Source organism: Pseudoflavonifractor sp. MCC625 (assembly GCF_018784545.1).
In the GTDB taxonomy this organism is placed as follows: domain Bacteria; phylum Bacillota; class Clostridia; order Oscillospirales; family Oscillospiraceae; genus Pseudoflavonifractor_A; species Pseudoflavonifractor_A gallinarum.
Genome location: NZ_WQOJ01000030.1, coordinates 405,560 through 430,272, shown reverse-complemented (window position 1 = coordinate 430,272; position 24,713 = coordinate 405,560). Strand labels below are relative to the sequence as shown.

The 24,713-nt window shown below is 56.9% G+C and carries 31 protein-coding genes; 27 read left to right on the top strand and 4 right to left on the bottom strand.

Features of this window, described 5'->3' with window-relative positions:
- Positions 1–42 precede the first annotated feature (42 nt).
- Genes GPK94_RS09450 through GPK94_RS09405 form a run of 10 tightly spaced genes read left to right on the top strand, consistent with a single transcriptional unit; the run spans position 43 to position 6,908 of the window.
- A complete protein-coding gene (locus GPK94_RS09450; protein WP_215655648.1) occupies positions 43–417 on the top strand; it encodes a single-stranded DNA-binding protein in 375 nt (124 codons plus the stop codon).
- Positions 417–1,394 carry a hypothetical protein gene (locus GPK94_RS09445; RefSeq protein WP_252192560.1) on the top strand — a complete coding sequence of 326 codons (978 nt, stop codon included), beginning with the start codon at positions 417–419 and terminating at the stop codon, positions 1,392–1,394. The genes GPK94_RS09450 and GPK94_RS09445 overlap by 1 nt, the downstream gene beginning before the upstream one ends.
- Complete coding sequence (locus tag GPK94_RS09440) at positions 1,345–1,773, top strand: synapsin-1 (Synapsin I) (RefSeq protein ID WP_215655647.1); 429 nt, start codon at positions 1,345–1,347, stop codon at positions 1,771–1,773. Before GPK94_RS09445 ends, GPK94_RS09440 begins: the two co-directional genes overlap by 50 nt.
- Complete coding sequence (locus tag GPK94_RS09435; RefSeq protein ID WP_252192559.1) at positions 1,760–2,815, top strand: DUF4240 domain-containing protein; 1,056 nt, start codon at positions 1,760–1,762, stop codon at positions 2,813–2,815. Before GPK94_RS09440 ends, GPK94_RS09435 begins: the two co-directional genes overlap by 14 nt.
- Positions 2,812–3,738, top strand: a complete 927-nt coding sequence (locus GPK94_RS09430; RefSeq protein WP_215655646.1) for a ParM/StbA family protein — start codon at positions 2,812–2,814, stop codon at positions 3,736–3,738. Before GPK94_RS09435 ends, GPK94_RS09430 begins: the two co-directional genes overlap by 4 nt.
- Positions 3,728–4,030 (top strand): hypothetical protein, encoded by a 303-nt coding sequence (locus GPK94_RS16065; protein ID WP_235254762.1) that lies wholly within the window; start codon positions 3,728–3,730, stop codon positions 4,028–4,030. The genes GPK94_RS09430 and GPK94_RS16065 overlap by 11 nt, the downstream gene beginning before the upstream one ends.
- 14 nt (positions 4,031–4,044) lie before the next feature.
- The gene (dcm, locus tag GPK94_RS09420; RefSeq protein WP_172697362.1) at positions 4,045–5,190 is read left to right on the top strand and encodes a DNA (cytosine-5-)-methyltransferase; all 1,146 of its coding nucleotides are present in this window, start codon (positions 4,045–4,047) and stop codon (positions 5,188–5,190) included.
- Complete coding sequence (locus GPK94_RS09415; protein ID WP_215655645.1) at positions 5,187–6,149, top strand: amidoligase family protein; 963 nt, start codon at positions 5,187–5,189, stop codon at positions 6,147–6,149. Before dcm ends, GPK94_RS09415 begins: the two co-directional genes overlap by 4 nt.
- Positions 6,150–6,154: 5 nt before the next feature.
- Complete coding sequence (locus tag GPK94_RS09410) at positions 6,155–6,403, top strand: hypothetical protein (protein WP_215655644.1); 249 nt, start codon at positions 6,155–6,157, stop codon at positions 6,401–6,403.
- Position 6,404: 1 nt separating this feature from the next.
- Entirely contained in the window at positions 6,405–6,908 is a 504-nt protein-coding gene (locus GPK94_RS09405) for a gamma-glutamylcyclotransferase family protein (RefSeq protein WP_215655643.1), read from the top strand.
- Position 6,909: 1 nt separating this feature from the next.
- Here the strand turns inward: GPK94_RS09405 and GPK94_RS09400 are convergent, their stop codons facing one another.
- Entirely contained in the window at positions 6,910–7,119 is a 210-nt protein-coding gene (locus GPK94_RS09400) for a hypothetical protein (RefSeq protein ID WP_215655642.1), read from the bottom strand.
- A 145-nt stretch (positions 7,120–7,264) separates the two neighbouring features.
- Here GPK94_RS09400 and GPK94_RS09395 point away from each other — a divergent pair, with 145 nt between their 5' ends.
- From GPK94_RS09395 to metK, 3 genes are read left to right on the top strand one after another with little or no spacing between them, the layout of a single operon-like run.
- A complete protein-coding gene (locus GPK94_RS09395) occupies positions 7,265–7,531 on the top strand; it encodes a hypothetical protein (RefSeq protein WP_215655641.1) in 267 nt (88 codons plus the stop codon).
- Positions 7,532–7,541: 10 nt separating this feature from the next.
- A complete protein-coding gene (locus tag GPK94_RS09390) occupies positions 7,542–8,006 on the top strand; it encodes a DUF3846 domain-containing protein (protein WP_346728009.1) in 465 nt (154 codons plus the stop codon).
- Positions 7,996–9,147, top strand: coding sequence for a methionine adenosyltransferase (metK, locus tag GPK94_RS09385; protein WP_215655640.1), 1,152 nt, complete (start codon positions 7,996–7,998; stop codon positions 9,145–9,147). The genes GPK94_RS09390 and metK overlap by 11 nt, the downstream gene beginning before the upstream one ends.
- A 41-nt stretch (positions 9,148–9,188) precedes the next feature.
- On the opposite strand, the gene GPK94_RS09380 is transcribed toward metK, so the two are convergent.
- Positions 9,189–9,461 (bottom strand): HU family DNA-binding protein, encoded by a 273-nt coding sequence (locus GPK94_RS09380; RefSeq protein ID WP_116722047.1) that lies wholly within the window; start codon positions 9,459–9,461, stop codon positions 9,189–9,191.
- Positions 9,462–9,572: 111 nt separating this feature from the next.
- On the opposite strand from GPK94_RS09380, the gene GPK94_RS09375 reads away from it, so the two are divergent.
- From GPK94_RS09375 to GPK94_RS09325, 11 genes are all read left to right on the top strand, one after another.
- Positions 9,573–10,331, top strand: coding sequence for a phosphoadenosine phosphosulfate reductase (locus tag GPK94_RS09375; protein WP_215655639.1), 759 nt, complete (start codon positions 9,573–9,575; stop codon positions 10,329–10,331).
- Between the two features lie 14 nt (positions 10,332–10,345).
- Positions 10,346–10,987 (top strand): hypothetical protein, encoded by a 642-nt coding sequence (locus GPK94_RS09370; RefSeq protein WP_215655638.1) that lies wholly within the window; start codon positions 10,346–10,348, stop codon positions 10,985–10,987.
- Entirely contained in the window at positions 10,984–11,757 is a 774-nt protein-coding gene (locus GPK94_RS09365; protein ID WP_215655637.1) for a DUF4406 domain-containing protein, read from the top strand. Before GPK94_RS09370 ends, GPK94_RS09365 begins: the two co-directional genes overlap by 4 nt.
- On the top strand, positions 11,758–12,348 hold the full coding sequence (locus GPK94_RS09360; RefSeq protein WP_215655636.1) for a hypothetical protein: 591 nt from the start codon (positions 11,758–11,760) through the stop codon (positions 12,346–12,348).
- On the top strand, positions 12,338–13,066 hold the full coding sequence (locus GPK94_RS09355; RefSeq protein WP_215655635.1) for a DNA methyltransferase: 729 nt from the start codon (positions 12,338–12,340) through the stop codon (positions 13,064–13,066). Before GPK94_RS09360 ends, GPK94_RS09355 begins: the two co-directional genes overlap by 11 nt.
- A gap of 515 nt (positions 13,067–13,581) precedes the next feature.
- Entirely contained in the window at positions 13,582–13,899 is a 318-nt protein-coding gene (mobC, locus tag GPK94_RS09350) for a plasmid mobilization relaxosome protein MobC (protein WP_253099298.1), read from the top strand.
- Positions 13,899–15,305, top strand: a complete 1,407-nt coding sequence (locus GPK94_RS09345; RefSeq protein WP_215655634.1) for a relaxase/mobilization nuclease domain-containing protein — start codon at positions 13,899–13,901, stop codon at positions 15,303–15,305. Before mobC ends, GPK94_RS09345 begins: the two co-directional genes overlap by 1 nt.
- Positions 15,286–16,020 (top strand): DUF3801 domain-containing protein, encoded by a 735-nt coding sequence (locus GPK94_RS09340; protein WP_215655633.1) that lies wholly within the window; start codon positions 15,286–15,288, stop codon positions 16,018–16,020. Before GPK94_RS09345 ends, GPK94_RS09340 begins: the two co-directional genes overlap by 20 nt.
- A gap of 73 nt (positions 16,021–16,093) precedes the next feature.
- The gene (locus GPK94_RS09335; RefSeq protein ID WP_252192558.1) at positions 16,094–17,827 is read left to right on the top strand and encodes a type IV secretory system conjugative DNA transfer family protein; all 1,734 of its coding nucleotides are present in this window, start codon (positions 16,094–16,096) and stop codon (positions 17,825–17,827) included.
- A complete protein-coding gene (locus GPK94_RS09330; RefSeq protein ID WP_130849862.1) occupies positions 17,824–18,150 on the top strand; it encodes a formate hydrogenlyase in 327 nt (108 codons plus the stop codon). Before GPK94_RS09335 ends, GPK94_RS09330 begins: the two co-directional genes overlap by 4 nt.
- A 65-nt stretch (positions 18,151–18,215) precedes the next feature.
- Positions 18,216–19,061 (top strand): hypothetical protein, encoded by an 846-nt coding sequence (locus tag GPK94_RS09325; protein WP_215655632.1) that lies wholly within the window; start codon positions 18,216–18,218, stop codon positions 19,059–19,061.
- Between the two features lies 1 nt (position 19,062).
- On the opposite strand, the gene GPK94_RS09320 is transcribed toward GPK94_RS09325, so the two are convergent.
- Positions 19,063–19,401 carry a hypothetical protein gene (locus GPK94_RS09320; RefSeq protein WP_215655631.1) on the bottom strand — a complete coding sequence of 113 codons (339 nt, stop codon included), beginning with the start codon at positions 19,399–19,401 and terminating at the stop codon, positions 19,063–19,065.
- 103 nt (positions 19,402–19,504) lie between these two features.
- On the opposite strand from GPK94_RS09320, the gene GPK94_RS09315 reads away from it, so the two are divergent.
- The 3 genes from GPK94_RS09315 to GPK94_RS16060 are packed head-to-tail and all read left to right on the top strand — an operon-like array spanning position 19,505 to position 24,245.
- Positions 19,505–19,858, top strand: coding sequence for a PrgI family protein (locus GPK94_RS09315; protein ID WP_075704031.1), 354 nt, complete (start codon positions 19,505–19,507; stop codon positions 19,856–19,858).
- Positions 19,851–22,187, top strand: a complete 2,337-nt coding sequence (locus GPK94_RS09310) for a DUF87 domain-containing protein (protein WP_215655630.1) — start codon at positions 19,851–19,853, stop codon at positions 22,185–22,187. The genes GPK94_RS09315 and GPK94_RS09310 overlap by 8 nt, the downstream gene beginning before the upstream one ends.
- Positions 22,188–22,193: 6 nt before the next feature.
- On the top strand, positions 22,194–24,245 hold the full coding sequence (locus GPK94_RS16060) for an NlpC/P60 family protein (protein WP_252192557.1): 2,052 nt from the start codon (positions 22,194–22,196) through the stop codon (positions 24,243–24,245).
- Between the two features lie 104 nt (positions 24,246–24,349).
- Here the strand turns inward: GPK94_RS16060 and GPK94_RS09300 are convergent.
- Positions 24,350–24,713, bottom strand: a 364-nt coding sequence (locus tag GPK94_RS09300) for an S-layer homology domain-containing protein (protein ID WP_215655629.1), incomplete at its 5' end; no start/stop codon positions are given.

The following is a 24,713-nucleotide window of genomic DNA, read 5'->3' as shown; positions in this document are numbered from 1 at the left end:
CTTTTTAACTAAACCTAACCATTAAAAAAAGGAGCACTGAATATGCTGAAAATCACTGCCATTGGCAATCTGACCCACGATGTGGAACTGAAGATGAACGAGGCCACCGGCAAGCCCTACGCTATCCTGCGCATCGCTTCGGACCGCCGCTATAAGGATAAGGACGGCAACAAGCTCACCGATTTTATCTCCATCAAGGTGCGCGGCCCTCTGGCGGAGCGCTGTGCGGCGTTTGCGTGGAAGGGCTGCAAGCTGGCAGCCACCGGCGATTTCGAGACCATCACCTTTGCGGACGATCCCCAGCGCCAGCCCGGTTTCCTCATCAAAGCCAGCGATGTGGAATTCCTGTCTCCCCGCAAGGCGGCGGACGCGGCACAGGCGGTGGAGGATATGTCCGCCAGTGAGGACGCCGCCTGATGAAAAACACCGGGATCACATACACCAGCGCAGAGCGCAGTCCTGTGATCCTGCCGGAGATGGCCGAACTGCTCCCGCCTTTGAGCGCGGAGCAGTCTGCCGCTCTGGAAGAGGATCTGCTGCGAAACGGCTGTTACTCCCCTATCATCGTCAATGAGGACATGGTGATCGTGGACGGGCATAACCGTCAGGCACTGTGCGAAAAGCATGGCCTGCCCTATACGATGGCGGTATTCTCCTTCGAGGATCTGCTGGAAGCCAAGCAGTGGGCGCTGGATACCCAGAAAGGTCGTCGCAATCTGGAAAAGTGGGAGCTGGGCAAGATCGCGCTGAAGCTGAAGCCGGAGATCGAGGCGAAAGCCAGGGCAAATATGGTAGCCGGTGGGCAGAATTATCGTCCGAAGGAAGGTTTGACAACATTGTCAAACCTTCCTTCAGTAGAAACTGCTGTCAATACCCGTAAAGAACTGGCGGATGCTGTTGGTATCGGTGAGGTCACCATGGGCAAGGTCATGCAGATCGATGAGAATGCCCCGGAGGTCATCAAGGAGGCGCTGGACAAAAAGGAACTGTCCATCAACAAGGGCTATGACCTGACCCGGCAGCTTCAGGACCTTCCGGAAGAGCAGCGGGAGCAGGCGGCCGCCGAAGCGCTGGAATACGAAAAAGCGAAAAAAGAACTGAAAAAGCAGGATGCCGAGATCGACCGGAAAGGAAAGATCGCGGCGCTTTTCTGCAAAGCGTATGAAAAAGCCGTCCTGCTGACGCCGTCCGAAGAAAATATCCGCTGCTGGACGGACGGGACGCGGATGACCCCGGAGGAAATGCGGGATACCGTGAAGGAATCCCGCAAGCTGGCGGAGGTGTTCCGGACGATTGCGGATATCATCGAGCAGAATATCCTGCCCGCGGATTGGAGGTGTGCCGATGCAGAAAGCGAAGAAAACGATGCCCAGCCGGACGGGAATCCCGCCTGACGCGCAGGCGGAGATTTTGCAAAAGCTGTCCGCCGAGACGAAGATCACTTCCTGTGAGATCGCGGAGATCTTGAAAAAGCATGATGTCTGCGGAGATATGGACGCGCTCCAGGACGCCTACCGGAAACGGCTGGGACAGCGTCTCCTGTCCGGCATCCGGGACGAGAACGGCAAGCGGGAAATCCTCTCCACCAGCGGCGGCGAGTATGTCATCGTAGACTGCTGCAATGACCCGCAGAAGTTGAAAGCCATCCAGCGCCGCATTCAGGCGCAGATGAATGGGCTGGATGTGTCTGCCGGGAAGGTGCATGGGCGCGTTCACTTTTTAGAGCGTTTTGCGGGCTGGGTAAGAAAGGAGCGGTCAGATGGAGCAGCATGACAAAATGCTGTCCCCGGAGGAACAGTACGCGCAGCTTGCGCCGACGCTGGACGCAGACGGATTCTCGCTGTATGCCGCCGCGGAAGAAGTCACCGGGCTCAAGGTCTATGAAGAATTTCCCTATGAGGATAACCGGGGAATGTTTGAGCTGGCAGACGGACACACGCTGCTGCGGTATCTGGAAGCGGCATACTTTGGGACCGTTACATGGGAGATCGTCCCCGGCACGCCCTATGAGCGGGCGATTCTCGGTGAAGTGGATAAGACCTCACCGGAGTATCGCGCGTTTTATCAAAAGATCTGCGCGGGTGCGGCAGCGCACATCAAAAAACGTATTGGGAAGGAGACACAGAATGTGAAGGAACCGATCTCAGAGATCAACAAAGAATCCTTCTGGGAACTGATCCATGAGGCAAAAAACGCCTGCGGGCAGGATATGGACGCTATGCTGGCCTATCTGAAAGACCGGCTGGTTTCTATGGGCCCCACGCAGGCGCAGAATTTTCACGACATCATCCACGCCTATGAAGATCTCGCGGACAAGTTCGGCTTGTGGGACGCGGCAGGGATCATGAAGGAATACGGCTGCAGCGATGACGGTTTTATCGATTTTCGCGCCTGGCTCATCGCACAGGGGCGCGAAGCCTATTTTGCCGCGTTGACAGAACCGGACAGCCTTGCGGATGTCGTTCCCTACGGCGATTGCTGCTTTGAGCAGTTGAGCTATGTCGGGGACTATGCCTACGAGCAGCTCACTGGGAAAAGCGCCTATGATCAGACAGATTGGAGCGCATATGAAGCGCTTTTGATGAAGCTGGAACAGGATATCGTCTATAAGGACGGCATCGAGTTTCCCAGAGAGGGTGCGGATCTGAAGAAATATCTGCCCCGGCTCTGCGCGAAGCATCCGGAGTGGGACGGTCAAACGCGCTGGAATCTGCAGCTGAAGGAGATCCGGGATCTGATCCATGCCGGAAAGGACTATGACCGGCACCAGACATCAAATAAGAAGAAACGCAGCCGTGGAGGTGAAGCAAGATGAGCGAGTCCATGATTATCGGCGTGGACCACGGCTATGCCGCTATGAAAACGTCCCATTTCTCTTTTCCCTCCGGTCTGGTGGCGTATGAGCATGAGCCATATACGCTGAAGGACGTGCTGGAATACGGCGGAAAATTCTATGTGGTGGGCAGCGGGCGTCAGGCGCTTCAGAAGAACAAAACGCAGACAGAGGACTACTACCTCCTTACGCTGGCAGCCATCGCAAAGGAGCTCTCCTTCCGTCATGCGGAGCCTGCGGCCGAGATCCATCTGGCGGCCGGACTGCCCCTCACCAGCTTTGGACGGGAGAAAAATGCATTCCGGGACTATCTGCTCCGGGATGGGAAAACGGTAAATTTCCGCTATGAGGGACAGGAATACTCCATCGCCATCCGCAAGGTGTCCCTGTTCCCGCAGGGCTATGCCGCAGTCTTGACCCAGAGCATCCTGCTGGATGAGCCTTCTGTGATCGTGGCGGATATCGGTGGCTGGACGGTGGATCTGATGCGCCTGGACAACCGTATTCCCAATGCATCGACCTGCCGCAGTCTGGAACTTGGCATGATCCGCTGTCTGGATGAGATCGGTGAGCAGATCCGCCGCACGCTGGGCCTGTCTATGACGGCGGCACAGATGGAAAGCGTGCTGCGCGGCGATGCTGTCCATATCAACGAGGATGCCAGAAAAATTATTGACCGGCAGGCAGACGCCTATGTCCATCGCCTGCTCTCCGCCATTACGGAGAGCGGACTGGATACCCGTGCCATGCCTGCTGTTTTTCTGGGCGGTGGTGCGGCGATGCTGAAGCGGAATGTATCCGCCGCAGACGGCCTTTGCCGTCCAGTCATCCTTGACGATGTGTCCCTCAACGCCAAAGGCTATGAGCGGCTGGCAGAGCGGCTCACAAAGAACGATGAGCAGTAACAAAAAGCGGATCAATCTGTCCTTTTCCATGTCCTCGCCCATACAGCGCAGGGCGTGGAAGAAGCTGACGGAGATCCCCGCAGGACAGCGTACCGCCGCGGTCTGCCGCATGGTCTGTGAGTATAAAGGGCAGCAGGAATTGCTGGATGCCGTTCGCCAGACCATCCGGCAGGAACTGCGGGGAGTGCAGCTCACCAAAGAAGAAGCGCAGGATAGCGTCAGAGCCGGGGATGTAGATGAAAGCGTCCTCGGCTTTTTGCTTGCCCTGCAGGAAGGAGATGAGATGACCTGATCCGATATTTTGATATGTTCGCCGGCATCGGCGGCTTCCGCACGGGATTGACCCGCGCGGGCGGTTTCCGGTGTGTAGGACACTGCGAGATCGACAAATACGCCAATGCCAGCTATGAGGCCATTTATGAGCCGGGAAAGGAGGAACGATATTATCACGATGCCACAAAAATCGACCCCGCAGACCTGCCGGACTTTGACCTTCTGTGCGGAGGATTCCCTTGTCAGACATTTTCAATCGCTGGCAGAAGAAAGGGCTTTGACGACACCCGCGGCACTCTCTTCTTTGAAATTGCCCGATTGGCTCAATCCAAACGACCTTCGTATCTTCTGCTCGAAAACGTTCCGGGACTGCTGTCGCATGACAAAGGCCGGACGTTTTCTGTCATCCTCGCCACGCTTAATGACCTGGGGTACCGCGTGGAATGGATGGTGCTTAACAGCAAACATTTTGGAGTCCCGCAATCCAGAAGGCGGCTGTTCCTTATCTGCTATCTTGATCCCCGATGCGCCGGAAAAATATTTCCTGTCTTCGGCACAGGTGGAAAAGCTCTTATACAAGTCCTCGGAGGCTCGCAAGGCTCCCGTGTCTACGACGCAGACGGAATAGCCTGCACGCAGACTGCCGGCGCTGGAGGTGTGGGCGGCAAAACAGGATTGTATATCATTCCGCAGGACAGACCCTTTGTGGATCTATGTGCCGGGGAGGCGAGACAAACGGAGGCTGCCCGCTGCCTCACTGCCCGTTATGGACAGACAACGCTGTCCAATCATAGAGCAGAACGTTCCGGCGTTCTGCTCATCAAGGAAGCCACGAAAAAAGGCTATAAAGAGGCGAATCCCGGTGACAGTGTCGATCTCGGCTTTTCCGGGAGCAATACCCGCCGTGGTCGTGTGGGACAGGATATCGCCCATACATTGGAGACGAGCTGCATCCAGGGCATCGTGGAACGTGGCGGACGCATCCGGCGTCTGATGCCGCGGGAGTGTCTGCGGCTGCAGGGCTTCGATGAGTGGCAGATCGACCGCATCCTCGCCATCCAGTCTGATGCACAGGCGTATAAGCAGGCAGGCAACAGCGTCACCGCCAATGTCATTGAAGCCATCGGACGCCGTATCCGGGAGGTGGATGCGGAACTGAAAGCCGGTGCTGCCGCATGATCGGGCTGAAGGACCAGTGCTTCGGCGTGGAAGTTGAAATGACCGGCATCACCCGTGAGCAGGCGGCAACAGCGCTGGCCGCGTATTTTGCAACGGACGCCCGCTATGTGGGCGGCGCTTACGATAAATGGTGTGTGACGGATCGGGACGGCAAAGAGTGGACGGTCATGAGTGACTCCAGCATCCACGGGGAGCAGAAGATCGGCAGCGGCTATCGTGCAACGGGTGACTACAGATACCGCGTGGAGATGGTAACGCCAAAGCTCACCTATGCGGAACTGCCCAAGCTGCAGGAGTGTGTCCGGCAGGTACGCCACGCAGGAGCCAAGGCCAACAGCTCCTGCGGCATCCATGTCCATGTGGACGCAGCCAATCATAACAGGCAGAGTCTGAAAAATCTCATCGGCATCATGTACTCCAAGGAGGATATCCTGTTCAAATCGCTGCAGGTCAATGAAAGCCGGGCGTCCCGCTGGTGTCAGAAGGTGCGGGAACCCATGCTGAAGCAGGCACGCAGGCTCTCGTCGGATGAGACAAGGGATCTGACGCAGCTGGAGAATATCTGGTATGAGGGAGATAACGGCAGCGCAGACCATTATAACTGGACCCGCTATTACGCACTGAATCTGCATTCGGTCTTTTACCGGGGGACGGTGGAATGGCGCTGTTTCAATTCCACACTCCACGCGGGAAAAGTTGCTGCCTATGTGAATCTGTGCCTTGCCATCTCCGCCCAGGCTATCGCCCAGCGCAGCACGGTCATGCGCAAGACCCACAGTGACAATGAACTGTTCACCTTCCGGGTCTGGTTGGTGCGGTTGGGGCTCAACGGCGAGGAATTCAAGCATACCCGTGACCACCTGTTGGCAAATCTGGACGGTGATCGGGCGTGGCGTTTCGATAAGGACAGCTATACAGTCAATCAAAAGAAGAAAAAATCCAGAGAAATGGAGAGGTGAAGCCTTTGAAGATTCAAATTGAAGATACCGTGTACGAAGGGACCGCAGCCGGGATCATGGAACAGCTTCAGGATCTCAGCTTTGATCCCACAGAGTTCCCGGATGTGGAGACCTACATCTGGTTTGTACAGAATAATGTCATCCGCACCGCGGGAATGGACTGTCCCCTTCCGGATGGCGATGCGGAGACACAGGCGGCAGCCCTGCTCCGTCATCTGGACCGCTTTGGCGCTCTGACGATGCTGGAGGTGTGACGTGGAGGAAAACCTGTATTTCGCCTACGGCAGCAACCTTGATCTGGAGCAGATGGCGCAGCGCTGTCCGGATGCCGAGATCGTGGGACCGGTCAGGCTTGAAAACTACGAACTGCGCTTCCGCGGCAGCGGCTTCGCTACCGTTGCACCGAAAAAAGGCAGTACTGTCCACGGACTGGTGTGGAAGATCACGCCAAACTGTGAACAGTCTCTGGATCGGTATGAGGGGTATCCCCGCCACTACACGAAAGAAACCGTGACTGTTAAAGACGCGGCCGGTGCAGAGATCCCAGTCATGGTCTATATCATGGCGGAGCCGTATTGCCGCCAGCCTGCACTGCCGTCCCCGTATTATTACCGCGTGATCCAGCGAGGCTTTGAAGCCAACGGCCTGCCGGTGGACTCCCTTCGGGATGCGTGGAGCAGGACCATTGACGAGGTGTGGAGCGGCAGGATCGACAAGCCAAAGAGAGCGCCTGAGCGAAACAGAGGGCCGGAGCGGTAACTCAGAGCAGCGCCGGCGTCTGTGCAAGAAAGAAGAGCACCAGAATAGAGATCACAAAGGCCAAGATCCCAACGAGCAGGAAAACCTTTTTGCCGGGGCGGATTTTTGCCGCCTTGCCGATCAGCGCGGCCGCGGCGACGCATACCGCGGAAACCAGTAACGAGGCGCCAAGCATCTTCCACAGCCATGAAAGCTCCCAAAACCATATCATCACAGCCGCCTCCTCATATTTTTGTTCGTAAGCACAGTGTATCACAGGCGCGGTATCCGCGCAACAGACGGTCGGAGTGAAAAAGAGGTGTTCATTTTCCACAGTCTGTGTTACAATAACCCCTGTTTGTGAAAGGGGGGCGGATATGTTTTATACAACGGAGGAAGCTGCTGTCCTCGGCGGCTTTCTGGAACTGTATCTGGAACGGGACAGCGTGGACCCGGCCGTGCGGGAACGGCACCGGAAATTCCGGCAGGGGCTGCTGGGCGGCGCACTGGAACGGGCCGATTATGAATGGGCGGCTGCAGCACTGGGATTCCTGCGCCCCCAATGGTGGCAGGAGCATGAAGATCATCGGGCGTTGGAAAATGCCCTGCTGAAGACCCGGACGCTGGCATCCAAAAAAGAATAAGAATCACCATTTGCGGCAACGGCAGAGGAATCTGCTGCTGCCGCTTTTCTTTTGGGAAGGAGGAACCCATATCAGCACAGAAAAAATGAAAGTCCTTGTGGTGCGCCCCATGGAACTGCCTGCGGTGCAGGAGATCGACCACACCCTTTCTGCCATGCAGGAACTGGTAGGCGGCACCATTCAGGCAGTTTACCCCTTCGATGACCCGGTGGCGCTCGTCTGTAATGACGAGGGCAAGCTGCTGGGCCTGCCGTGGAACCGCGCCCTGACCGATGATCACGGTGTGCCGTATGACATTGTCTGCGGCACATTTTTTGTTGCCGGTCTTAAAGAGGATGATTTTGCCTCGCTGACGGATCAGCAGATCGAAAAGTACAAGGACAAATACAGCAACGAAATGATCCTCTCTGTTCCGAAACAGCCGGAGGCACATAAGAAACCGATGAAAAAGGAGAAGCATGAATATGAAAGATAACTGCATTCTGACTGCTGAGTCAGTCACTGAGGGACATCCCGACAAGCTCTGCGACACCATCGCGGACGCGGTGGTAGATGCCTGTCTTACGCAGGACGCCGCTGCCCGCGTTGCCTGCGAGGTCATGGCCACAGCCGGAAAGATCATCGCCGCAGGCGAGATCACGGCAGCGAAGATTCCGGATATCCCTGCCATTATTTGCAGGACGGTGCGGGAAGCCGGATACGGCGGCAGCGACTATGAGGTGGAGGTCATCACCCATGAACAGAGTCCCAACATTGCGGAAGCTGTGTGTGGCGGCACGGAGACCGGCGCAGGAGATCAGGGAATCCTGTACGGCTTTGCCTGCGATGAAACAAAGGAGCTGCTGCCTCTGCCTGTGGTGCTGGCCCATCGACTGACCCGCCTGTTGACCGATACCCGCAGGCAGGGCATCATCCCCGGCCTGCGTCCGGACGGCAAGGCGCAGGTGTCTGTGGAATACCGCTCTGGAGTCCCGTACCGCGTTGCCGCAGTGGTGGTATCCTGCCAGCATGAGGAGGAACTGCCCCTGCCGGAACTGCGCCGGGACATCCTGCGCCATGTGATCCGACCCGCCATGCAGGAACTTCCGCTGGACGAGCATACCGAAGTGCTGGTCAATCCCTCCGGTCGATTTGTCCAGGGTGGTTTTGAAGCGGACACCGGACTCACCGGACGCAAGCTGATGGTGGATACCTACGGCGGCCTCGCCCCTCATGGCGGCGGCGCGCTGTCCGGCAAGGATGGAACAAAGGTGGACCGCAGCGGCGCGTACATGGCCCGTTACATTGCCAAGAATATCGTAGCGGCAGGACTGGCCAAGCGCTGCACCATCAGCCTTGCCTATGCCATCGGCAAGGCACAGCCTGTGGCGGTGACAGTGGATACGGAGCATACCGGCATCTATTCCGATGATGTGCTGGAACAGGCTGTCCGCACGGTATTCAACCTGACGCCGGACGGCATGATCGGAACGCTGGGACTGGATCAGCCTATGTTCCAAAAGTTCTGCAATTACGGACACTTCACCCATGCGGACGCGCCCTGGGAGCGCACGGATATGACAGAGGTGCTGGAATGTGCCTGTCGTGCCAAGGACATGGGCGTATCGCACCGATAACAGAAAAGGCCCGCGAGAGATGGTCTCTCGCGGGCGTGTTATCACTGCACGGAATCCTTGAATGCCTTGCCGGGCTTGAAAGCCGGCGCTTTGGAAGCGGGGATTTCAATGGTGGCTCCGGTGGCGGGATTTTTGCCGGTGCGGGCGGCGCGCTCCTTCACCTCGAAGGTGCCAAAGCCCAGCAACTGTACCTTGTCGCCGGACTTCAACGCAGTCTGCAGCGTGTCGACAAACGCATTCAGAGCGGTGTCGCAGTCCTTCTTGGTCAGGCCGCTGGCTTCCGCCATGGCGGTGATCAGTTCTGTTTTATTCATCGTATTTCGTCTCCTTCATATCTAAAATGACTGGAAATGATATGCGCTATTATAGCAGACTCCCCACCTGCTGACAATACTGCCAGCAAAACAGAATCAGAGAGGATGATCATGATTTCAAAAGAAAAGAAGAACACCCTGCATATTGCGTCCTGCTCCTTCGGCAAAGACAGCCTTGCCTCGATCCTGTTGGCGCTGGAGCACGGGGAACCGCTGGATGAAGCGGCCTACTGTGAGGTGATGTTCGATAAAAGGATCTCCGGCGAGGTGCCGGAGCATCGGGCATTCATCTATGAGACTGCGATGCCCAGACTGGAACGGTTGGGCATCCCGGTTCGTGTGCTGCGTTCGGATAAGACCTATCTGGACCTGTTTGCCGGAGTCATTACCCGCGGTCCGAAAAAAGGACTTCGACGCGGATTCCCTCTGTGCGGGCATTGCTACGTTCAGCGGGACTGTAAGCTCCGTCCCATCCGCCGGTATAACAGGACTCTGACGCCGGATACTGTGCAGTATGTGGGCATCGCCAGCGATGAGCCGGTGCGCTTGCGCCGCTTGCAGAAAAATCAGGTGTCCCTGCTGGAAAAATATCACTACACCGAAGAGGATGCAAAGCAGCTCTGTCAAACGGCAGGGCTGCTTTCACCTGTCTATGCGTTCACAGACCGTGGCGGCTGCTGGTTCTGCCCGAATGCCAAGCGGAAGGAGCTGCGGCACCTTTATGACCACCATCCGGAGCTGTGGGCGAAAATGCTGGAGCTGCAGGCCATGCCGGGAAAGGTGTCCGAGAAATTCAACCGCACGGAGCGCTTTTCCGACATCGATGCGGCATTCCGAAAAGAAGATGCCCTGTGCCAAAAAGCGGCATAAAAAAGGAAAAGGAGATGAGAACCATCAGCAATCAGAAATATGAGATCACAGACATTGCCCATGAGGAATATCCGTTCCTGCACCGCATCCGCGCGCTGCGGGACATCTGCGGTGAGATTTGCGCAGGCGACATAGGTGGCTTCGTGGAAAGCGAAAGCAACCTGTCCGCGGAGCCGGGAGACTGCGCGTGGATCTTCGATGATGCCATTGCAGCGGGTGACGCCTATGTGGATCGGGATGCCTGTCTGCGGGGCGACGCCATTGCCTGTGGCAGCGCCTATGTTTCCAAAGGCAGCGTGATGAGCGGCCACAGCCGCGCCGAGGACAACGCCTATCTCCGCGGGGCCTCCATGACCGGAAAAGCGCTGGCTTCCGGAAACGCGCAGATCATTCACGATCCCCATACGATGGGGACTCCCATCCTGTCCGGCAACTGCAAGGTGTATGGCACGGTGCAGGGGGATATCCGCATCACCGGTTCTGCCGTGATCCTGCCTTGCGAGGAAGTCCGCAACGATACAAAGGATACCTTTGTCCTGAGCGGCAAGAGCCGCAGCGTGATCCGCGGCATCGGGCGTGAGACCTTGAAACCTCTGCAAAAAGAAGTAAGTCCCATGAAAACAAAAACGCCAAAGAAACGAGGTGTGGAGCGATGACCGTGTATGAGCAGGAGCTGCGAAAGCTGTTTGAACACAGCGATCTCGTGGATCGGCCTCAATTCTCCGGGCGTGTGTGCGTGGGAGATCTCGGAAAGGACCTGCGTGTACGGGCGGAGTTTCTCTCTACCCATATCTCCAGCCAATATGACGCCATCCGCCTCACGGTGCTCAACCGCACGGAGGGCGTGGTGGACCGGACGCTGCTGCGCTTTCAGGATGTCTGGGGTAAAAAGCAGGTGCCGAACAATCCCAACTTCCGCAGCGGCGTCATTCCCCACCTGTGGGATGACTACGGAAAAGTGGAATGGTACGCCTATCATCCCACTGCCGCGGACTATGCCGCTCTGCGGGATGCCGTCGGTCAGTATCTGTCCGCATTCCGGGAGCGCACGCCGGAGCTGGAACGGAGCGGCCCCAAGCTGGTCTATATCTGTGCTCCGCTGCGGGGCGATGTGACAAACAATGTGGAGTTTGCGCGGCAGAAAGCGCAGGAGGTGTTTGCGGAGGGAAATATCCCTATCTGTCCGCACCTGCTGTTCCCGCCTGTCGCAGATCCCGACGATCCCGCCCAGGATGAAAAAGCCAGGGCGATGGGACTGCGCCTGCTGGAATCCTGCCAGCAGATGAATGTGTACGGTCCGGTCTGGACGGATGGGATGTGGCAGGAGATCTATAAAGCCGGTGAGCTGGGCATCCCCGTGTTGACGGATCAGAAAACCATTGGCCGGACACCGCCTGCAAGACGCCTCGGCAGAAAGGAGCGATAAATGCCGATTGAAAAGATCACCGCGGACGATCTGCGGGATATGGAGCATCAGGAGGGACTGGTGCTGCAGGGCTGCGGCGGAGAGGCGCAGGAGTGGCTGGATGGCATCAATGACCTGCTGACGCAGGACGGCATCCTGCAGAATGGCAGCCGCTTTGAGACGGTCAAGGTTTTTCAGCACGATGGACTCAACAATCTGCTGTTCCCCTTCGAGAACATTCAGGTGGATATGGGGAAGCTGGCGATGTGGCGTTTGCAGACCCACGGCGCATTCGGCGGCACATGGCTGTCTGACTATGTTCCCAACAGGCTGGGCGGGTTTCGCTCCGCCCGGCAGGAGAACCCCCGCCCTCTCTGCCCTCTGCTGGGGCAGGACGGCAACATCTTCCATCTGATGGGTATTGCCGCCAGAGTTCTTCGGCAGAATGGCATGGCGGCAGAAGCAAAGGAAATGCAGACCCGCATCATGGGCGGAGCGTGCCACAGCTATGAGGAAGCACTGGGAATCATCAGCGAATATGTGGAGACGGAGCTGTCTCCGCCCCGCGAAAATCGAACGAAAAAGAAGGAGAAGCATGAGCATGAGCGATAATCAGAAATGGAGCATCCTCCAGGGGGATGCCCTGAAGGTGCTGGGGACCTTTGCCCCCAACACCTTTGACGCTGTCATCACCGATCCGCCCTATGCGTCCGGTGGGCGCACCCAGGCGGAAAAAAACAAATCCACCGCCAGGAAGTATTCCAGCATGGGCGAGAACGCACCGCCCCCTTTCGATGGGGATGCCAAGGACCAGCGCTCCTGGACCCGTTGGGCGGCGGAGTGGTTGTATGAAGCGCGAAAGGTATGCAAGAGCGGTGCGCCGGTATGTATGTTCATCGACTGGCGGCAGCTTCCCGCGGCGACAGACGCTCTCCAGTGGGCCGGTTGGATCTGGCGGGGTACCGCTGTCTGGGATAAGGGCAACAGCCGCCCCCAGAAGGGGCGCTTCCGCCAGCAGGCGGAATATATCGTCTGGGGCTCCAACGGCGATATGCCTATCAGCCGCCCGGTCCCGTGTCTGCCGGGGGTGTTCAAATACGGCAATCCCCAGAGCCGCATCCATCTGACGGAGAAGCCGCTGCAGCTTATGCGGGACATCGTGAAGATCACGGAACCGGGCGGGCATATTCTGGACCCCTTTGCCGGCAGCGGCACCACGGTGCTGGCGGCTGTGCAGGAGGGCTATACCGCCACCGGCATCGAAGTCACAGACACCTATGCGGAGCTGGCACGGGAACGTATTCGGAAGGAACTGGCGTGCGCCGCCTGAGCCTGTGCTGTGTGGCAACAGCACTTGCTATGCGCCTCTTGTGGCATTCTTTGTAGAGGAACAGACGAGCTATTATCAACAGGTAGAAGGATTCGTCCTTCCCTTCGACGCAGCTCGAACTACTGCACGAAACAGCAGGCAGAAAACGGAAGAGATCGAGCGTTGATTCAATATTTGAACGGGCAGGGTGTCTTGATGACACCCTGCCGTTTCTATTTTGGGTGTTACATTGACACCCTGTGCGGAAGGACCCTGCGAAACCGGATGTCTGGCGCTGCTGCCAGACATTTCTTTTTTCTGGAAAAGGTGCGGACTGTGTCCGCCTGTATTGGAATCAACCTACCTCTCAAAAAACGCCCCGCCGACGGCGGGGAACAGCCAACGCCGCCGTGGGCGGCGCTGGCGCAAGCATCGCGCAAATGTACATTTGCACAGCTTGCCGAGGATACCCCGGTCCCCTATGCCGCCTGCTGGCGGAAAAACTTGCGGCTATACGCCGCAGGAAGGAGAAAAATGTGGATGAGAACAAGAAAGAACACCATCTGCACATCGTACTGACAACACAGCAGTATCAGCTGCTGTGCTGTCAGGCCAAAGAGTGCAGGCTGACAAAACGGGCATATCTTGCACGGCTTATTGAGGGACGACCGGTCAAAGCCCGCCCAACAAAAGAAATTAAAGAGCTCCGGACGGAAATACATCATATCGGCAACAACATCAACCAGATCGCCCGCAGCGTCAATGCCGGAATTGCGAAGCCGGAGGATGCCAAACGGGGACTCTATCTTCTGGATCAGGTATATGAGCTTATGTTCCGGATAGCGAATAAGTAATGGCTGTTACGAAAATCCTGCCCCGTAACGGCGGCTTAAAAGAAGCCATTGATTATGTTCTGAACGGTGACAAAACGGATGGGCATATTTTAACAGCACATTTTAATTGCGATCCAGGGAGAGAGTACCGCGAGATGATGAAAACAAAGCTGGAAACCGGACGATTGGATAAGCGTCAATGCTATCACATCATTCAATCGTTCAAGCCTGGTGAAATCACACCTGAACTTGCTTTAGAAATTGCTAAAGCATTCGCGCAGGAACACTTGGACGGCTTTGAGGTTGTGATTGGGACCCATGTAGACCGGCATCATATCCATTCGCATATTGTATTTAATTCGGTGAATGCAGATACCGGCGAAAAGTATCACAGCACGCAGCAAAGCTACTACCAGCAGATCCGTGCCATTTCAGACCGGCTCTGCCGGGAGCATGGATTGTCCGTCATCGTGCAGGGCGCGCCTGCCAGATCGGTCAGCTACATTGAGTGGCTGCGCCAGTTCAGGGGGCAGCCCACCTTCCGCTCCCTGCTGGAGGCAGATCTGCGGGATGCCATCCGGGACGCCAACGACCTCGGCCACTTCTTCCTGCTCATGGAGCATAAGGGGTATGAGATCCATCATGGCGGCAGGCTCGGCTTCCGCCTGCGGGGGCAGGAGCGATTTCAGTACCCTGGCAGACGAGATCCGTTGTTCACAGAGGACGGAATCCGTGCTGCCATCCAGGGCAACCTGGAACAGATCGAAGCGGGACTGCGGCCTGTCTTGCCTGCGCGGCCGGCATATCAGCCGTACCGGAAGCATCCCAGATACAGCGGTTTTCTTGCCCTCTATGTCCATTATCTCTATCTGCTGGGCAAGATCGAAAAGCGGCAGTACCCGCCCCGCATGACGCCGCATCTGCGGCAGGCGGTCATGCGCTTCGAGCGGTATCAGGCGCAGTTCGCGTCCCTGCGGGAAAATAACATCACAACGCCTGCTGACATGGCGGCATTCGAACATCGCACAGAGGAAACGCTGGGCAGATTGACAAAGCAGCGGACCCTCCTCAATGTGCGGAAGAAGAAACGCCAGCCGCTCTACGCGGCGCTGGCAGATGCGGAGGCACTGGAACCCAGCAGAGCGTTATACGAGGAAGGGCTCACCGGCATGGAGCGGGAGTTTGAGCAGTACATGAAAGCCGTGAAGCTGCTGGAGGTCAGCGGCATTCCACAGGAGGTGCTGAAGAAAGAAAAGGCAGAAGTGTATGAACAGCTCTCAGAGGTGAATCGGAAGATCCGGGCAGAGCGGGAAAAGCTGAAGCTCTGCCGGGAGATCTGCCAGCAGACGCCTGTAATGGAGCAGGACATCCAGAAAACAGAAGAACACCAGAAGGAGGTGCGGGAACATGAACATCGGAGGCGGTGAAGCGGCGGACCAGCTGGTACGCATGATGCTCTCCGGCAGCGAGGTCGCTGTCCGGCTGAGCGGCTCCGCCATTAAAAATGTACTGGCGCTCACCATGGCGCTGGCGAAAAAACACAAGACCATTTCCGGCAAAGTCAATCTGGCAAAGATGCTGAAGGAGACCCGTGATGTGCGGCGGTTCGCCATGTCTCCGGAGCAGTATCAGCAATTCAGGCAGCGGGCAGGAAAACAGAAGATCCTGTTCTCTGCCATCCGTGATTCGGATAACAAGGGAAAAGTCGTGGATGTGATCATGCCGGTAACGGAGATCGACCGCGCCAATATGATCTTTGAGCGCATCCGATATACCGGGCAGCCGGAGCAGGCGCGGCAGGATGCCCCCTCTAAGGAGCAGGAAGCCCGTGTGGGACAGGAGGCGCCGCAGCGCGAGCAGCAACGCCCCCGGCAGGGGGAAACGCCTGTGACACCGCCTGTGGGCAAGCGGCAGGAGGTGGCGCCAAAAAAAGAATCTCGGTCGGGAACAGACTTGCCAGATACCAAAGGCAGATCGACCTCATCCAGCGGCAGGGAAACGGCTGCCGGGACGATGACGAATGAGCGCACTTCAGTTCTGGAACGGTTGAAAGGGTATCAGGCGCAGTTGGATACCCGGCAGAAGTCTGCCCCGGCCAGAGAAAAGATCCGTCAAAAAGCACGACCGGACAGGACAAAGTAAGAAAGCCGTTTCGTCAGCAAGGCCGGCAGAGTGGAATGCTCTGCCGGCCTCGTATTTTTTTATGCAGGAGGTGATGCGGCTGAAAAAGACATCCCAAACAACGGATCTGGTACTTGCCCTGTTCCTCTATATCCCTGTGGTATGGGCGGCGCTGCTGATCGCCCAGTCCCTTGGCGGCGGTCTGCCGGAGCTGCTATCAAACTTAACTGCTGCGCTGGAACAGCCCTTCCAGATCCAATGGACAGACAAGAGTCTGTTGTCCATTCTCGTCTGCACCGGCGCATATCTCATGGGGCTGTGTCTCTATGCTTCCGGACAGGGCAGGACACGGGACGGAGAGGAACACGGCTCCGCCGCATGGGGCTCGCCCCGGCAGCTCAACGCGCAGTTCCGTCAAAAGGAGAACAAGATCCTCACCCGCCATGTGCGGCTGGGGCTGGATACCCACAAGCACCGGCGCTCACTGAATGTGCTGGTCATTGGCGGCAGCGGCGCCGCCAAGACGCGCGGCTATGTCAAGCCCAACATTCTGGAAGCAAACAGCAACTATGTGATCACGGACCCGAAGATGGAGGTGCTGACCGCCACCGGAGGGTATCTGAAACGGCAGGGATACGACATCCGAGTGCTGAATCTGGTGGATCTGTCGCAGTCGGACGGCTATAACCCGTTCCGCTATCTGCGGGATGAAAAGGACGCGCTGAAACTGGTGAACACGCTGATCCAGGCAACGACGCCCAAGGGCAGTCACGAGTCCGATCCGTTCTGGTCGAAGTCCGAGACAGCACTGCTGCAGGCCATCATCCTCATGCTGTTCCAGGAAGCGCCGGAATATGAGCAGAATTTTTCAATGGTGCTGCGTGTGCTGGAATATGCCGAAGTGAAGGAGGACGATGACGAGTATGTCTCCCCGCTGGATCTGCTGTTCCGGGCAATGGAGTATGAGAACCCGGAAAGTGTTGCCCTGCGGCAATATAAGGTTTTCAAGCAGGCGGCGGGCAAGACGGCAAAATCGATTCTGGTGTCTGCCGCTGTGCGGCTGGCGCCCTTCAATCTGCCGCAGATCAAAGCTGTCACCGACCATGATGACATGGATCTCTACACGCTGGGAGAGCGAAAGTGCGCTCTGTACGCCGTCATCCCGGATAATGATACGACCTTTACTTTTTTAGTGAGTCTTCTGTACTCCCAGATCTTCCAGACCCTTTACTACTGCGCAGACCAGATCCATCACGGAGCCTTGCCCTGCCACGTGCATTTCATCTTGGATGAAGCGCCATCGGTCAATCTGCCGGGGCTGCCGCGGGAGCTTGCGACCATGCGCTCACGCAACATCTCCTGCAGCACCATCATCCAGAACATGGCGCAGATCAAGGAGCTGTATAAGGACTCGTGGGAAACCATCCCCGGCAACTCGGACACGCTGCTCTATCTGGGCGGCAACGAGGCAAGCACCCACAAGTACATTTCCGAGGCACTGGGTAAGTCCACCATCGACACCAAGACCCACGGGCAGACCAAAGGGCGGTCCGGGTCTTACTCCACCAACTTCCAGATCAGTGGGCGGGAACTACTGACGCCGGACGAGGTACGGATGCTGGATAACCGGTATTGTATTCTGTTCATCCGCGGCACACGGCCGGTGATGGACGAAAAGTATGAGCTCATGGAGCATCCCGCCATCCGCTATACGATGGATGGCGGCGGACCGCCCTACATCCACCACGGGACGGCGGAGCCTCCTATTACGGGAGAGCCGCTGTTCCAGATTGATTTTGACAATGAAAAGGAGAATGCTGCAGCATGAAACATGATTTGAACAACAAAAATTTCGAGAGAAAGGCAAAGCGCGTCTATTCCGTTTTTGCCTGCGTTACTCTGCTTCTGGTCGCCACCGCAGTGCCTGCGCTGGCGGCAGATGACCCGCTGACGGTGGTCAACAACCTGTCTGATTTCATTTTCTCGCTGATCCGCGCCATTGGCCTCATCCTGCTGGGCTTCGGCATTTTGCAGGTGGGCCTGTCCCTCAAGAGCCATGACCCCTCCCAGCGCGCCAACGGTATGCTGACGGTGGCAGGCGGCATCGTCATTACCTTCACCAAGGAGATTCTCTCCCTCATCACCGGCTGAAAAACGCGGCAGGGTGAACGGCATGATACCGTTCACCCTGTTCTTCCCGTAGGAGGTGATTTTGAATGGGAAGTGGAAACTGGATCATTGACAACCTGAACTCTGCGCTGGAGATGTGGAACGGCAGACTGGAGGAGATCTGGCAGCTCATCACCACATCGCCGGAGAATTTCAAGGGCGGCGGTATCTGGAATGTCATCGTCGGCATCAACGGCGGATTGAAAGCGGTGGGATATGCGCTGTTGGTGCTGTTTTTTGTAATGGGCGTGGTCAAGACCTGCGGTAGCTTCACCGAGATGAAGAAGCCGGAAGTGGCCTTCAAATGCTTCATCCGCTTTGTGCTGGCGCAGGCGGCAGTGACCTGGGGCATGGAACTGATGACCGGCGCGTTTCGTGTTGCCCAGGGCATGGTGACAACCATCATGGATTCCTCCGGGCTGACGGCGATGTCTGCCACCACATTACCGGATGAACTGGTGAGTGTCATCGAGGATGTGGGCTTTATTGACTCCATCCCCCTTTGGGCGGTGACGCTGCTGGGCTCGCTCTTTATCTGGGTACTTTCCCTTGTCATGATACTGACGGTATATAGCCGCTTTTTTAAGCTCTATATCGCAACGGCCATCGCACCCATCCCGCTGGCCAGTTTTGCGGGACAGCCCTCCAGCAGTATCGGCGTAGCCTTTTTGAAAAGCTATGCCGCCATCTGTCTGGAGGGCTGTGTCATCGTATTGGCCTGTGTAATCTTCTCTGCCTTTGCCTCGTCCCCGCCTGCCATCGCGGACGATACGCTGGCGGCAGCCACCATCGTATGGAACTATGTGGGTGAGCTGATCTTCAATATGCTGGTGCTGGTAGGCGCGATCAAGATGAGCGACCGCATCATCCGAGAGCTGATGGGCCTTGGCTGATTCAGCGCCACAGGCCCTCTGTGCTGACGGTGTCTTCGCCGTTCTCCCGTGCTTTGCGAACACGGTAGGAGAAATACTCCATAGCGGCAGCATCATCCCGTGCCTGCATAACAAGATCGCAGACAAAGCGGATCAGCGAAAGCAGCCAGGACAGCACTACCAGCCCTACAAGGGCGAACAGGATGCGGTCTGCCAGCACGGTATGGGCGCGATACCAGCCGTGGAACACCGTCAGCATGGACACGGTGTACAAAAGCGGGATGGTCATCCGTGTCAGCGCGGCCAGCCGGGAGAGAAGCGCCAGGACGCCAAGCCCGGCGATCATCAGAAAAGCGATCATATGTCACGACCTCCTTCATCGGGTTTGTGGCATAGTACCATGACTGCACAGACAAAACAAGAGTCTGTTCAGCAAAACTCAGAAAAAACTCGGAGGTGATCCATTGGAGGTCCGCATCAACAAAGAAGTACGAAATTACCAGGAGAGTCTATTCTTCGGGCTGTCCCTGCGGCAGTTGCTGTTCGCACTGCTGGCGGTCGCCGTGGCAGTGGGCGTATATTTCGGCCTGCGCCCTGTGCTGGGGAATGGGGAGATTGGCTGGGTCTGCGTGCTTGCAGCCTTTCCCTTTGCCCTGGGCGGCTTTTTTCAGTATAACGGCATGACGCTGGAACGCTTTCTGCTCGCGTATATCCGCTCGGAATTCCTGTTTCCCCGCAGGCTCGTGTTCAAATCGGACAACATATACGCCAAAGCTCTGGAAAATTCAACGATAAAGGAGGCTCTCAAACTTGATTAAAACTCTGCAAAATACACTGAAGCAGGACAAAGAAAGATTTACGGTTCCGAAATCTGTACAGGACATCATCCCCATCCGCCGCATCTGGCCGGATGGGGTCTTTCAATTTGGCAGCAAGTATTCTAAAACACTGCGATTTAGCGACATCAATTATGCCATTGCCTCGAAAGAGGATAAGATAGCCATGTTTCTCAGCTATTCCGAGCTGCTGAACGCGCTGGACACCGGCTCTACCACGAAGATCACCATCAACAATAAGCGCCTGGACCGGCGCAATTTTGAGCAGGAGATCCTCATCCCGCCCAAGGGAGATGATCTGGACGGCGGACGCAAGGAATACAACGCCATGCTGCTGGATAAGGTGACGGACTCATCCAACAGCGTGGTGCAGGAGCGCTACATCACCCTGTCCGTCCACAAGAAAAATGTAGAGGAGGCCCGCGCATTTTTTGACCGCACGGTCCATGACGCCTCTTCCCGTCTGAACCACATGGACTCCCACTGCGAGGAGATGGATGCGGCAGACCGCCTCCACATCCTGCATGATTTCTACCGTGTGGGTGAGGAAAGCGAGTTCCGCTTTGACCTCCGGGAGAACATGAAGAACGGGCGTTCCTTCAAGGACGCCATCTGCCCGGACAGCATGGAATTCAAAAAGGATCATTTTATCATGGGCGGTAAGTATGGCCGGGTACTGTTTCTGAAGGAGTATGCCAGCTATATCAAAGACTCCATGATCAATGAGCTTACCAGCCTGAACCGCAGTCTTATGCTGTCCATCGACATCATCCCGGTGCCCACGGACGAAGCGGTACGAGAGATGCAGAACCGCCTGCTGGGTGTGGAGACCAATGTGACCAACTGGCAGCGCCGGCAGAACGCTAACAATAACTTTTCTGCCGTTGTCCCCTACGATCTGGAGCAGCAGCGCAAGGAGACCCGTGAGATGCTGGACGATCTCACCACCCGCGACCAGCGGATGATGTTTGCCGTGGTGACGCTGGTGCATCTGGCAGACAGCAAGGAAGAGCTGGACAGTGATACGGAAACGCTCCAGTCCATTGCCCGCAAGCACCTCTGTCAGCTCACGACACTGAACTGGCAGCAGGCGGACGGGCTGGTGACGGCGCTGCCGCTGGGCCTGCGCCGCATCGATGCTCTGCGTACTCTGACCACGGAAGCGCTGGCTGTTCTCATGCCCTTTAAGGCCCAGGAGATCTGGGACCGGGGCGGCGTGTACTACGGGCAGAACGCCATCAGCAAAAATCTCATCGTGGCGGACCGCAGGCAGCTTCTCAACGGCAACGCATTCATTCTGGGCGTCTCCGGCTCCGGCAAATCCTTCAGCGCCAAGAAGGAGATGGTGTCACTGGCGCTGTCCACGCAGGACGATATCATCGTCATCGATCCGGAATCGGAGTACCGCCCCCTCATCGAAGGACTGGGCGGCCAGGTCATCAACATCTCCGCCACCTCACCCAACCATATCAACGCCATGGATATGGAGCAGGGCTATGGGGACGGAGAGAACCCCGTGGTGCTGAAATCCGAGTTCCTGCTCTCCCTCTGTGAACAGCTCATTGGGGCAGGCAAGCTGTCTGCCAAGGAAAAATCCGTCATCGACCGCTGTACCGCGCAGGTGTACCGTGACTATATCCGCAGCGGCTATCACGGCGCGGTCCCCACCTTGCAGGACTTCCACGCGGAGCTGCTCCGCCAGCCGGAAAAGGAAGCGCAGGATGTGGCGCTGGCCATTGAGCTGTTTACAGACGGCAGTCTCAACACCTTTGCCAAACCCACCAATGTGGACACCAATGCCCGTATCCTCTGCTACGATATCCGGGACCTTGGCAAGCAGCTTCTGCCGGTAGGAATGCTGGTGGTGCTGGACAGCATCTTCAACCGCATCATCCGCAACCGTGGGCTGAAGCGCAACACCTGGATCTATATTGATGAGATCTACCTGCTGTTCCAGCATGAGTACAGCGCCAATTTCCTGTTCACCCTGTGGAAACGAATGCGAAAATACCAGGCTTGCGGCACGGGGATCAGCCAGAATATCGAGGACCTGCTGCAGTCCCACACGGCCCGCACCATGCTGGCAAACAGTGAATTCCTCATCATGCTGAATCAGGCGGCCACGGATCGGGAGGAACTGGCGCGCCTGCTGAACATCTCGGATAATCAGCTCTCCTACATCACCAATGTGGACTCCGGGCGTGGGCTCATCAAATGCGGCAGTGCCATCGTGCCTTTCGTGGACAGCTTTCCCCGCCACACCAGGCTGTATCAGATGATGACGACCCGCCCCTCCGACCTTATCGCGTGATGTGCTATGAAAAAAATCAAAGAAAAACCCACGCTCTCTGAATGCATCAAGGAAAAGGCGGTATCGACACCCAGAGAACTGCTACGCAAAGGCTTAGACGACGGCTCTGAGCGGCTGCGGACGCAGCTGCGGGATACGGCCCAGCACGGGCAGGCAGACGAGTACGGCGGCGACACCATTGAGGATACCGCCGCCCGCGGCCTGCGTCGGGCAGAAAAGGAACTCACCCGGCAGCGGAAGAAGAAACCGCAGGAGCAGCCGCCGAAGGGCGGCGCTCCTGCTGCCGATGCCACAGAGCAAAAGCCTTCTGCTATCAAGGGAAAAGATACCACTTCTGCCGGGCCGCAGCCGCAGAGCGCTGCGGAGCGTGGACGGCAGCAGGCGCGCCAGAACGCCGCGCAAAAGGCCGCCAAGGTCAAGACAAAAGATACCTATATCGGCGCACAGACAGAGACACAGGTCACAGTGGCAGCGGAACCGCAACGGCAGGGGCAGAGAGTATTCATGGAGGAACGCGGGCGCAAAGCTGCCCGATGGCAGGCAGAGCAAAAGCGAGCCGTATCGCGCCGCCGAATCAAGACGGCGCAAACCTTACATTCAGACAGGGGCGGCAGCGCCATGCCGGACAGAATGCGTTCGGAGCAGATACCGCACATCAAAGAACGGGCTGAAACCAGCTTGCCCAAACCAGCGAGGAAAAAGCACTTGCCGATGGAGCGTGACATCGTCTCTGTTTCGCCGCGTTCTAAGAAGATAGCTGATACAGCGAAAACTTTGGAGTCCGCACAGAAGCAGGCGGTTATGCTGCAAAGCAGCGCCCGCACCGCACGGGAAGCAGCGGTGCAGACAGCGCGGTATCAGCAAGCCGCGAAAGCGGCGCAGGCCACCGCGCAGAAAGCATCCCAGGCGGCAGGACGGGCGCTGCGGGCCATCCTGTCCGCCGCCAGAAGCCTTGCGGCGGCGATGATGGCGGGCGGCAGCACGGTCCTCTCAATGGTGTTAGTCATCTGCCTGATTGGGCTCCTGATCGCGTCGCCGTTTGGAATTTTCTTTTCCGGTGAGGACAGCGGCACCGGATATACGATGCCGGAGGCTGTGACCATGCTGAATACAGAGTTTACAGACCGCATCGAGCAGATCAAGGCAGAGAACCCCTACGATGCACTGGACATGGACAACGCTGGCAGCGCCGCCATGATCTCCAACTGGCGGGATGTGCTGGCTGTTTATGCTGTGCGGACAACGACAGATGCATCGTCGCCGGACGAGGTGGCGACGCTGACGGAAGAAAAACTGGATATTCTGCGGCAGATTTTCTGGGACATGAATGAGATTTCCTATTGGCTGGAGACGATCTCCGGCGGTGAGGATGAGGAGGATACCGTGATCCTGCACATCCGGGTTGCGGTGAAAGATCATCTGCAAATGGCGGAGGCATATCACTTCACGACTGAGCAGAAAAAGCTGCTGGAGGAACTGATGCAGCCGGAGTATGAGGAACTCTTCATGCGGCTCACCGGCAGTTATCAGGATATCGACCTGTCTCCGGAGGAGATCCAAGAGATCATCAAAAAGCTCCCCGCCGATCTCAGCGAGGAGCGCAAACAGGTGGTGCTGACGGCGTATCAACTTTTGGGCAAGGTCAACTATTTCTGGGGAGGAAAGTCATTGATTATTGGCTGGGACAGCCGCTGGGGAATACCGATGAAAGTTACAGCCGAGGGCAGTTCCACCACTGGCACCGTGCGGCCCTTCGGACTGGATTGTTCGGGAATGGTGGATTGGGTATTTTACAATGTCACAGACGGCAGTTATGTCATCGGTCATGGCGGTGGAGCGTCCAGTCAGCACAGCTATTGCACCGATATTTCATGGAGCGATGCCCAGCCGGGAGACCTTGTGTTCTATCCGGGAGACAGCCATGTCGGCATCGTCTGCGGATTTGACGGCAACGGAAATGTGCTCATCATCCACTGCGCCAGCAGCGAGAATAATGTGGTGGTGACGGGGAAAAGCGGCTTCACCTCGATTGGCAGGCCCGAGTATTTTGCGGATTGAGAAATGTGCGCATGGAGATGTGTTCATAGTTGATTGCTATCGTGCTCCATGATATACAGCGAAAGGCAGGGAGCCTCAATAGAGGCTCCCTGCCGCTTGGGTTCTTACTTGCCCTGATAGGCTCTGAAAAGGAACGTAACGATTTGTGCGCGGGTGCAGCTATTGTCCGGCCCGAACAGGCCATCACCAATGCCGTTTGTGACTCCGTTCTCCACCGCCCATGCCACAGCGTTTGCATAGTAGCTATCGGTAAGAACATCGCTGAACTCTGCCTTGCTATCGACCAGCTTACCAATGGCACGGAACAGGAAAGTCACGCTCTGGGCACGGGTGCAGGTGGCGTCAGGACTGAATTTGCCATCACCCGTTCCTGTGGTGATACCGTTTTCTACCGCCCATGCAACCGCCTTTGCATAATAGGCATCAGTGGACACATCGGCGAAACTGCTCATAGCCTTGGGTTCGGGA

What these genes read in the sequence shown, in the direction of transcription:
- GPK94_RS09355 (WP_215655635.1), top strand. Translation starts at nt 12,338, where the DNA reads ATGAGCGATAATCAGAAATGGAGCATCCTCCAGGGGGATGCCCTGAAG.
- GPK94_RS09365 (WP_215655637.1), top strand. Translation starts at nt 10,984, where the DNA reads ATGACCGTGTATGAGCAGGAGCTGCGAAAGCTGTTTGAACACAGCGAT.
- metK (WP_215655640.1), top strand. Translation starts at nt 7,996, where the DNA reads ATGAAAGATAACTGCATTCTGACTGCTGAGTCAGTCACTGAGGGACAT.
- GPK94_RS09430 (WP_215655646.1), top strand. Translation starts at nt 2,812, where the DNA reads ATGAGCGAGTCCATGATTATCGGCGTGGACCACGGCTATGCCGCTATG.
- GPK94_RS09440 (WP_215655647.1), top strand. Translation starts at nt 1,345, where the DNA reads ATGCAGAAAGCGAAGAAAACGATGCCCAGCCGGACGGGAATCCCGCCT.
- GPK94_RS16065 (WP_235254762.1), top strand. Translation starts at nt 3,728, where the DNA reads ATGAGCAGTAACAAAAAGCGGATCAATCTGTCCTTTTCCATGTCCTCG.
- GPK94_RS09345 (WP_215655634.1), top strand. Translation starts at nt 13,899, where the DNA reads ATGGCTGTTACGAAAATCCTGCCCCGTAACGGCGGCTTAAAAGAAGCC.
- GPK94_RS09400 (WP_215655642.1), bottom strand. Translation starts at nt 7,119, where the DNA reads ATGATATGGTTTTGGGAGCTTTCATGGCTGTGGAAGATGCTTGGCGCC.
- dcm (WP_172697362.1), top strand. Translation starts at nt 4,045, where the DNA reads ATGTTCGCCGGCATCGGCGGCTTCCGCACGGGATTGACCCGCGCGGGC.
- GPK94_RS09340 (WP_215655633.1), top strand. Translation starts at nt 15,286, where the DNA reads ATGAACATCGGAGGCGGTGAAGCGGCGGACCAGCTGGTACGCATGATG.
- GPK94_RS16060 (WP_252192557.1), top strand. Translation starts at nt 22,194, where the DNA reads ATGAAAAAAATCAAAGAAAAACCCACGCTCTCTGAATGCATCAAGGAA.
- GPK94_RS09380 (WP_116722047.1), bottom strand. Translation starts at nt 9,461, where the DNA reads ATGAATAAAACAGAACTGATCACCGCCATGGCGGAAGCCAGCGGCCTG.
- GPK94_RS09435 (WP_252192559.1), top strand. Translation starts at nt 1,760, where the DNA reads ATGGAGCAGCATGACAAAATGCTGTCCCCGGAGGAACAGTACGCGCAG.
- GPK94_RS09335 (WP_252192558.1), top strand. Translation starts at nt 16,094, where the DNA reads ATGCGGCTGAAAAAGACATCCCAAACAACGGATCTGGTACTTGCCCTG.
- GPK94_RS09415 (WP_215655645.1), top strand. Translation starts at nt 5,187, where the DNA reads ATGATCGGGCTGAAGGACCAGTGCTTCGGCGTGGAAGTTGAAATGACC.
- GPK94_RS09330 (WP_130849862.1), top strand. Translation starts at nt 17,824, where the DNA reads ATGAAACATGATTTGAACAACAAAAATTTCGAGAGAAAGGCAAAGCGC.
- GPK94_RS09325 (WP_215655632.1), top strand. Translation starts at nt 18,216, where the DNA reads ATGGGAAGTGGAAACTGGATCATTGACAACCTGAACTCTGCGCTGGAG.
- GPK94_RS09445 (WP_252192560.1), top strand. Translation starts at nt 417, where the DNA reads ATGAAAAACACCGGGATCACATACACCAGCGCAGAGCGCAGTCCTGTG.
- GPK94_RS09320 (WP_215655631.1), bottom strand. Translation starts at nt 19,401, where the DNA reads ATGATCGCTTTTCTGATGATCGCCGGGCTTGGCGTCCTGGCGCTTCTC.
- GPK94_RS09450 (WP_215655648.1), top strand. Translation starts at nt 43, where the DNA reads ATGCTGAAAATCACTGCCATTGGCAATCTGACCCACGATGTGGAACTG.
- GPK94_RS09370 (WP_215655638.1), top strand. Translation starts at nt 10,346, where the DNA reads ATGAGAACCATCAGCAATCAGAAATATGAGATCACAGACATTGCCCAT.
- GPK94_RS09375 (WP_215655639.1), top strand. Translation starts at nt 9,573, where the DNA reads ATGATTTCAAAAGAAAAGAAGAACACCCTGCATATTGCGTCCTGCTCC.
- GPK94_RS09360 (WP_215655636.1), top strand. Translation starts at nt 11,758, where the DNA reads ATGCCGATTGAAAAGATCACCGCGGACGATCTGCGGGATATGGAGCAT.
- GPK94_RS09395 (WP_215655641.1), top strand. Translation starts at nt 7,265, where the DNA reads ATGTTTTATACAACGGAGGAAGCTGCTGTCCTCGGCGGCTTTCTGGAA.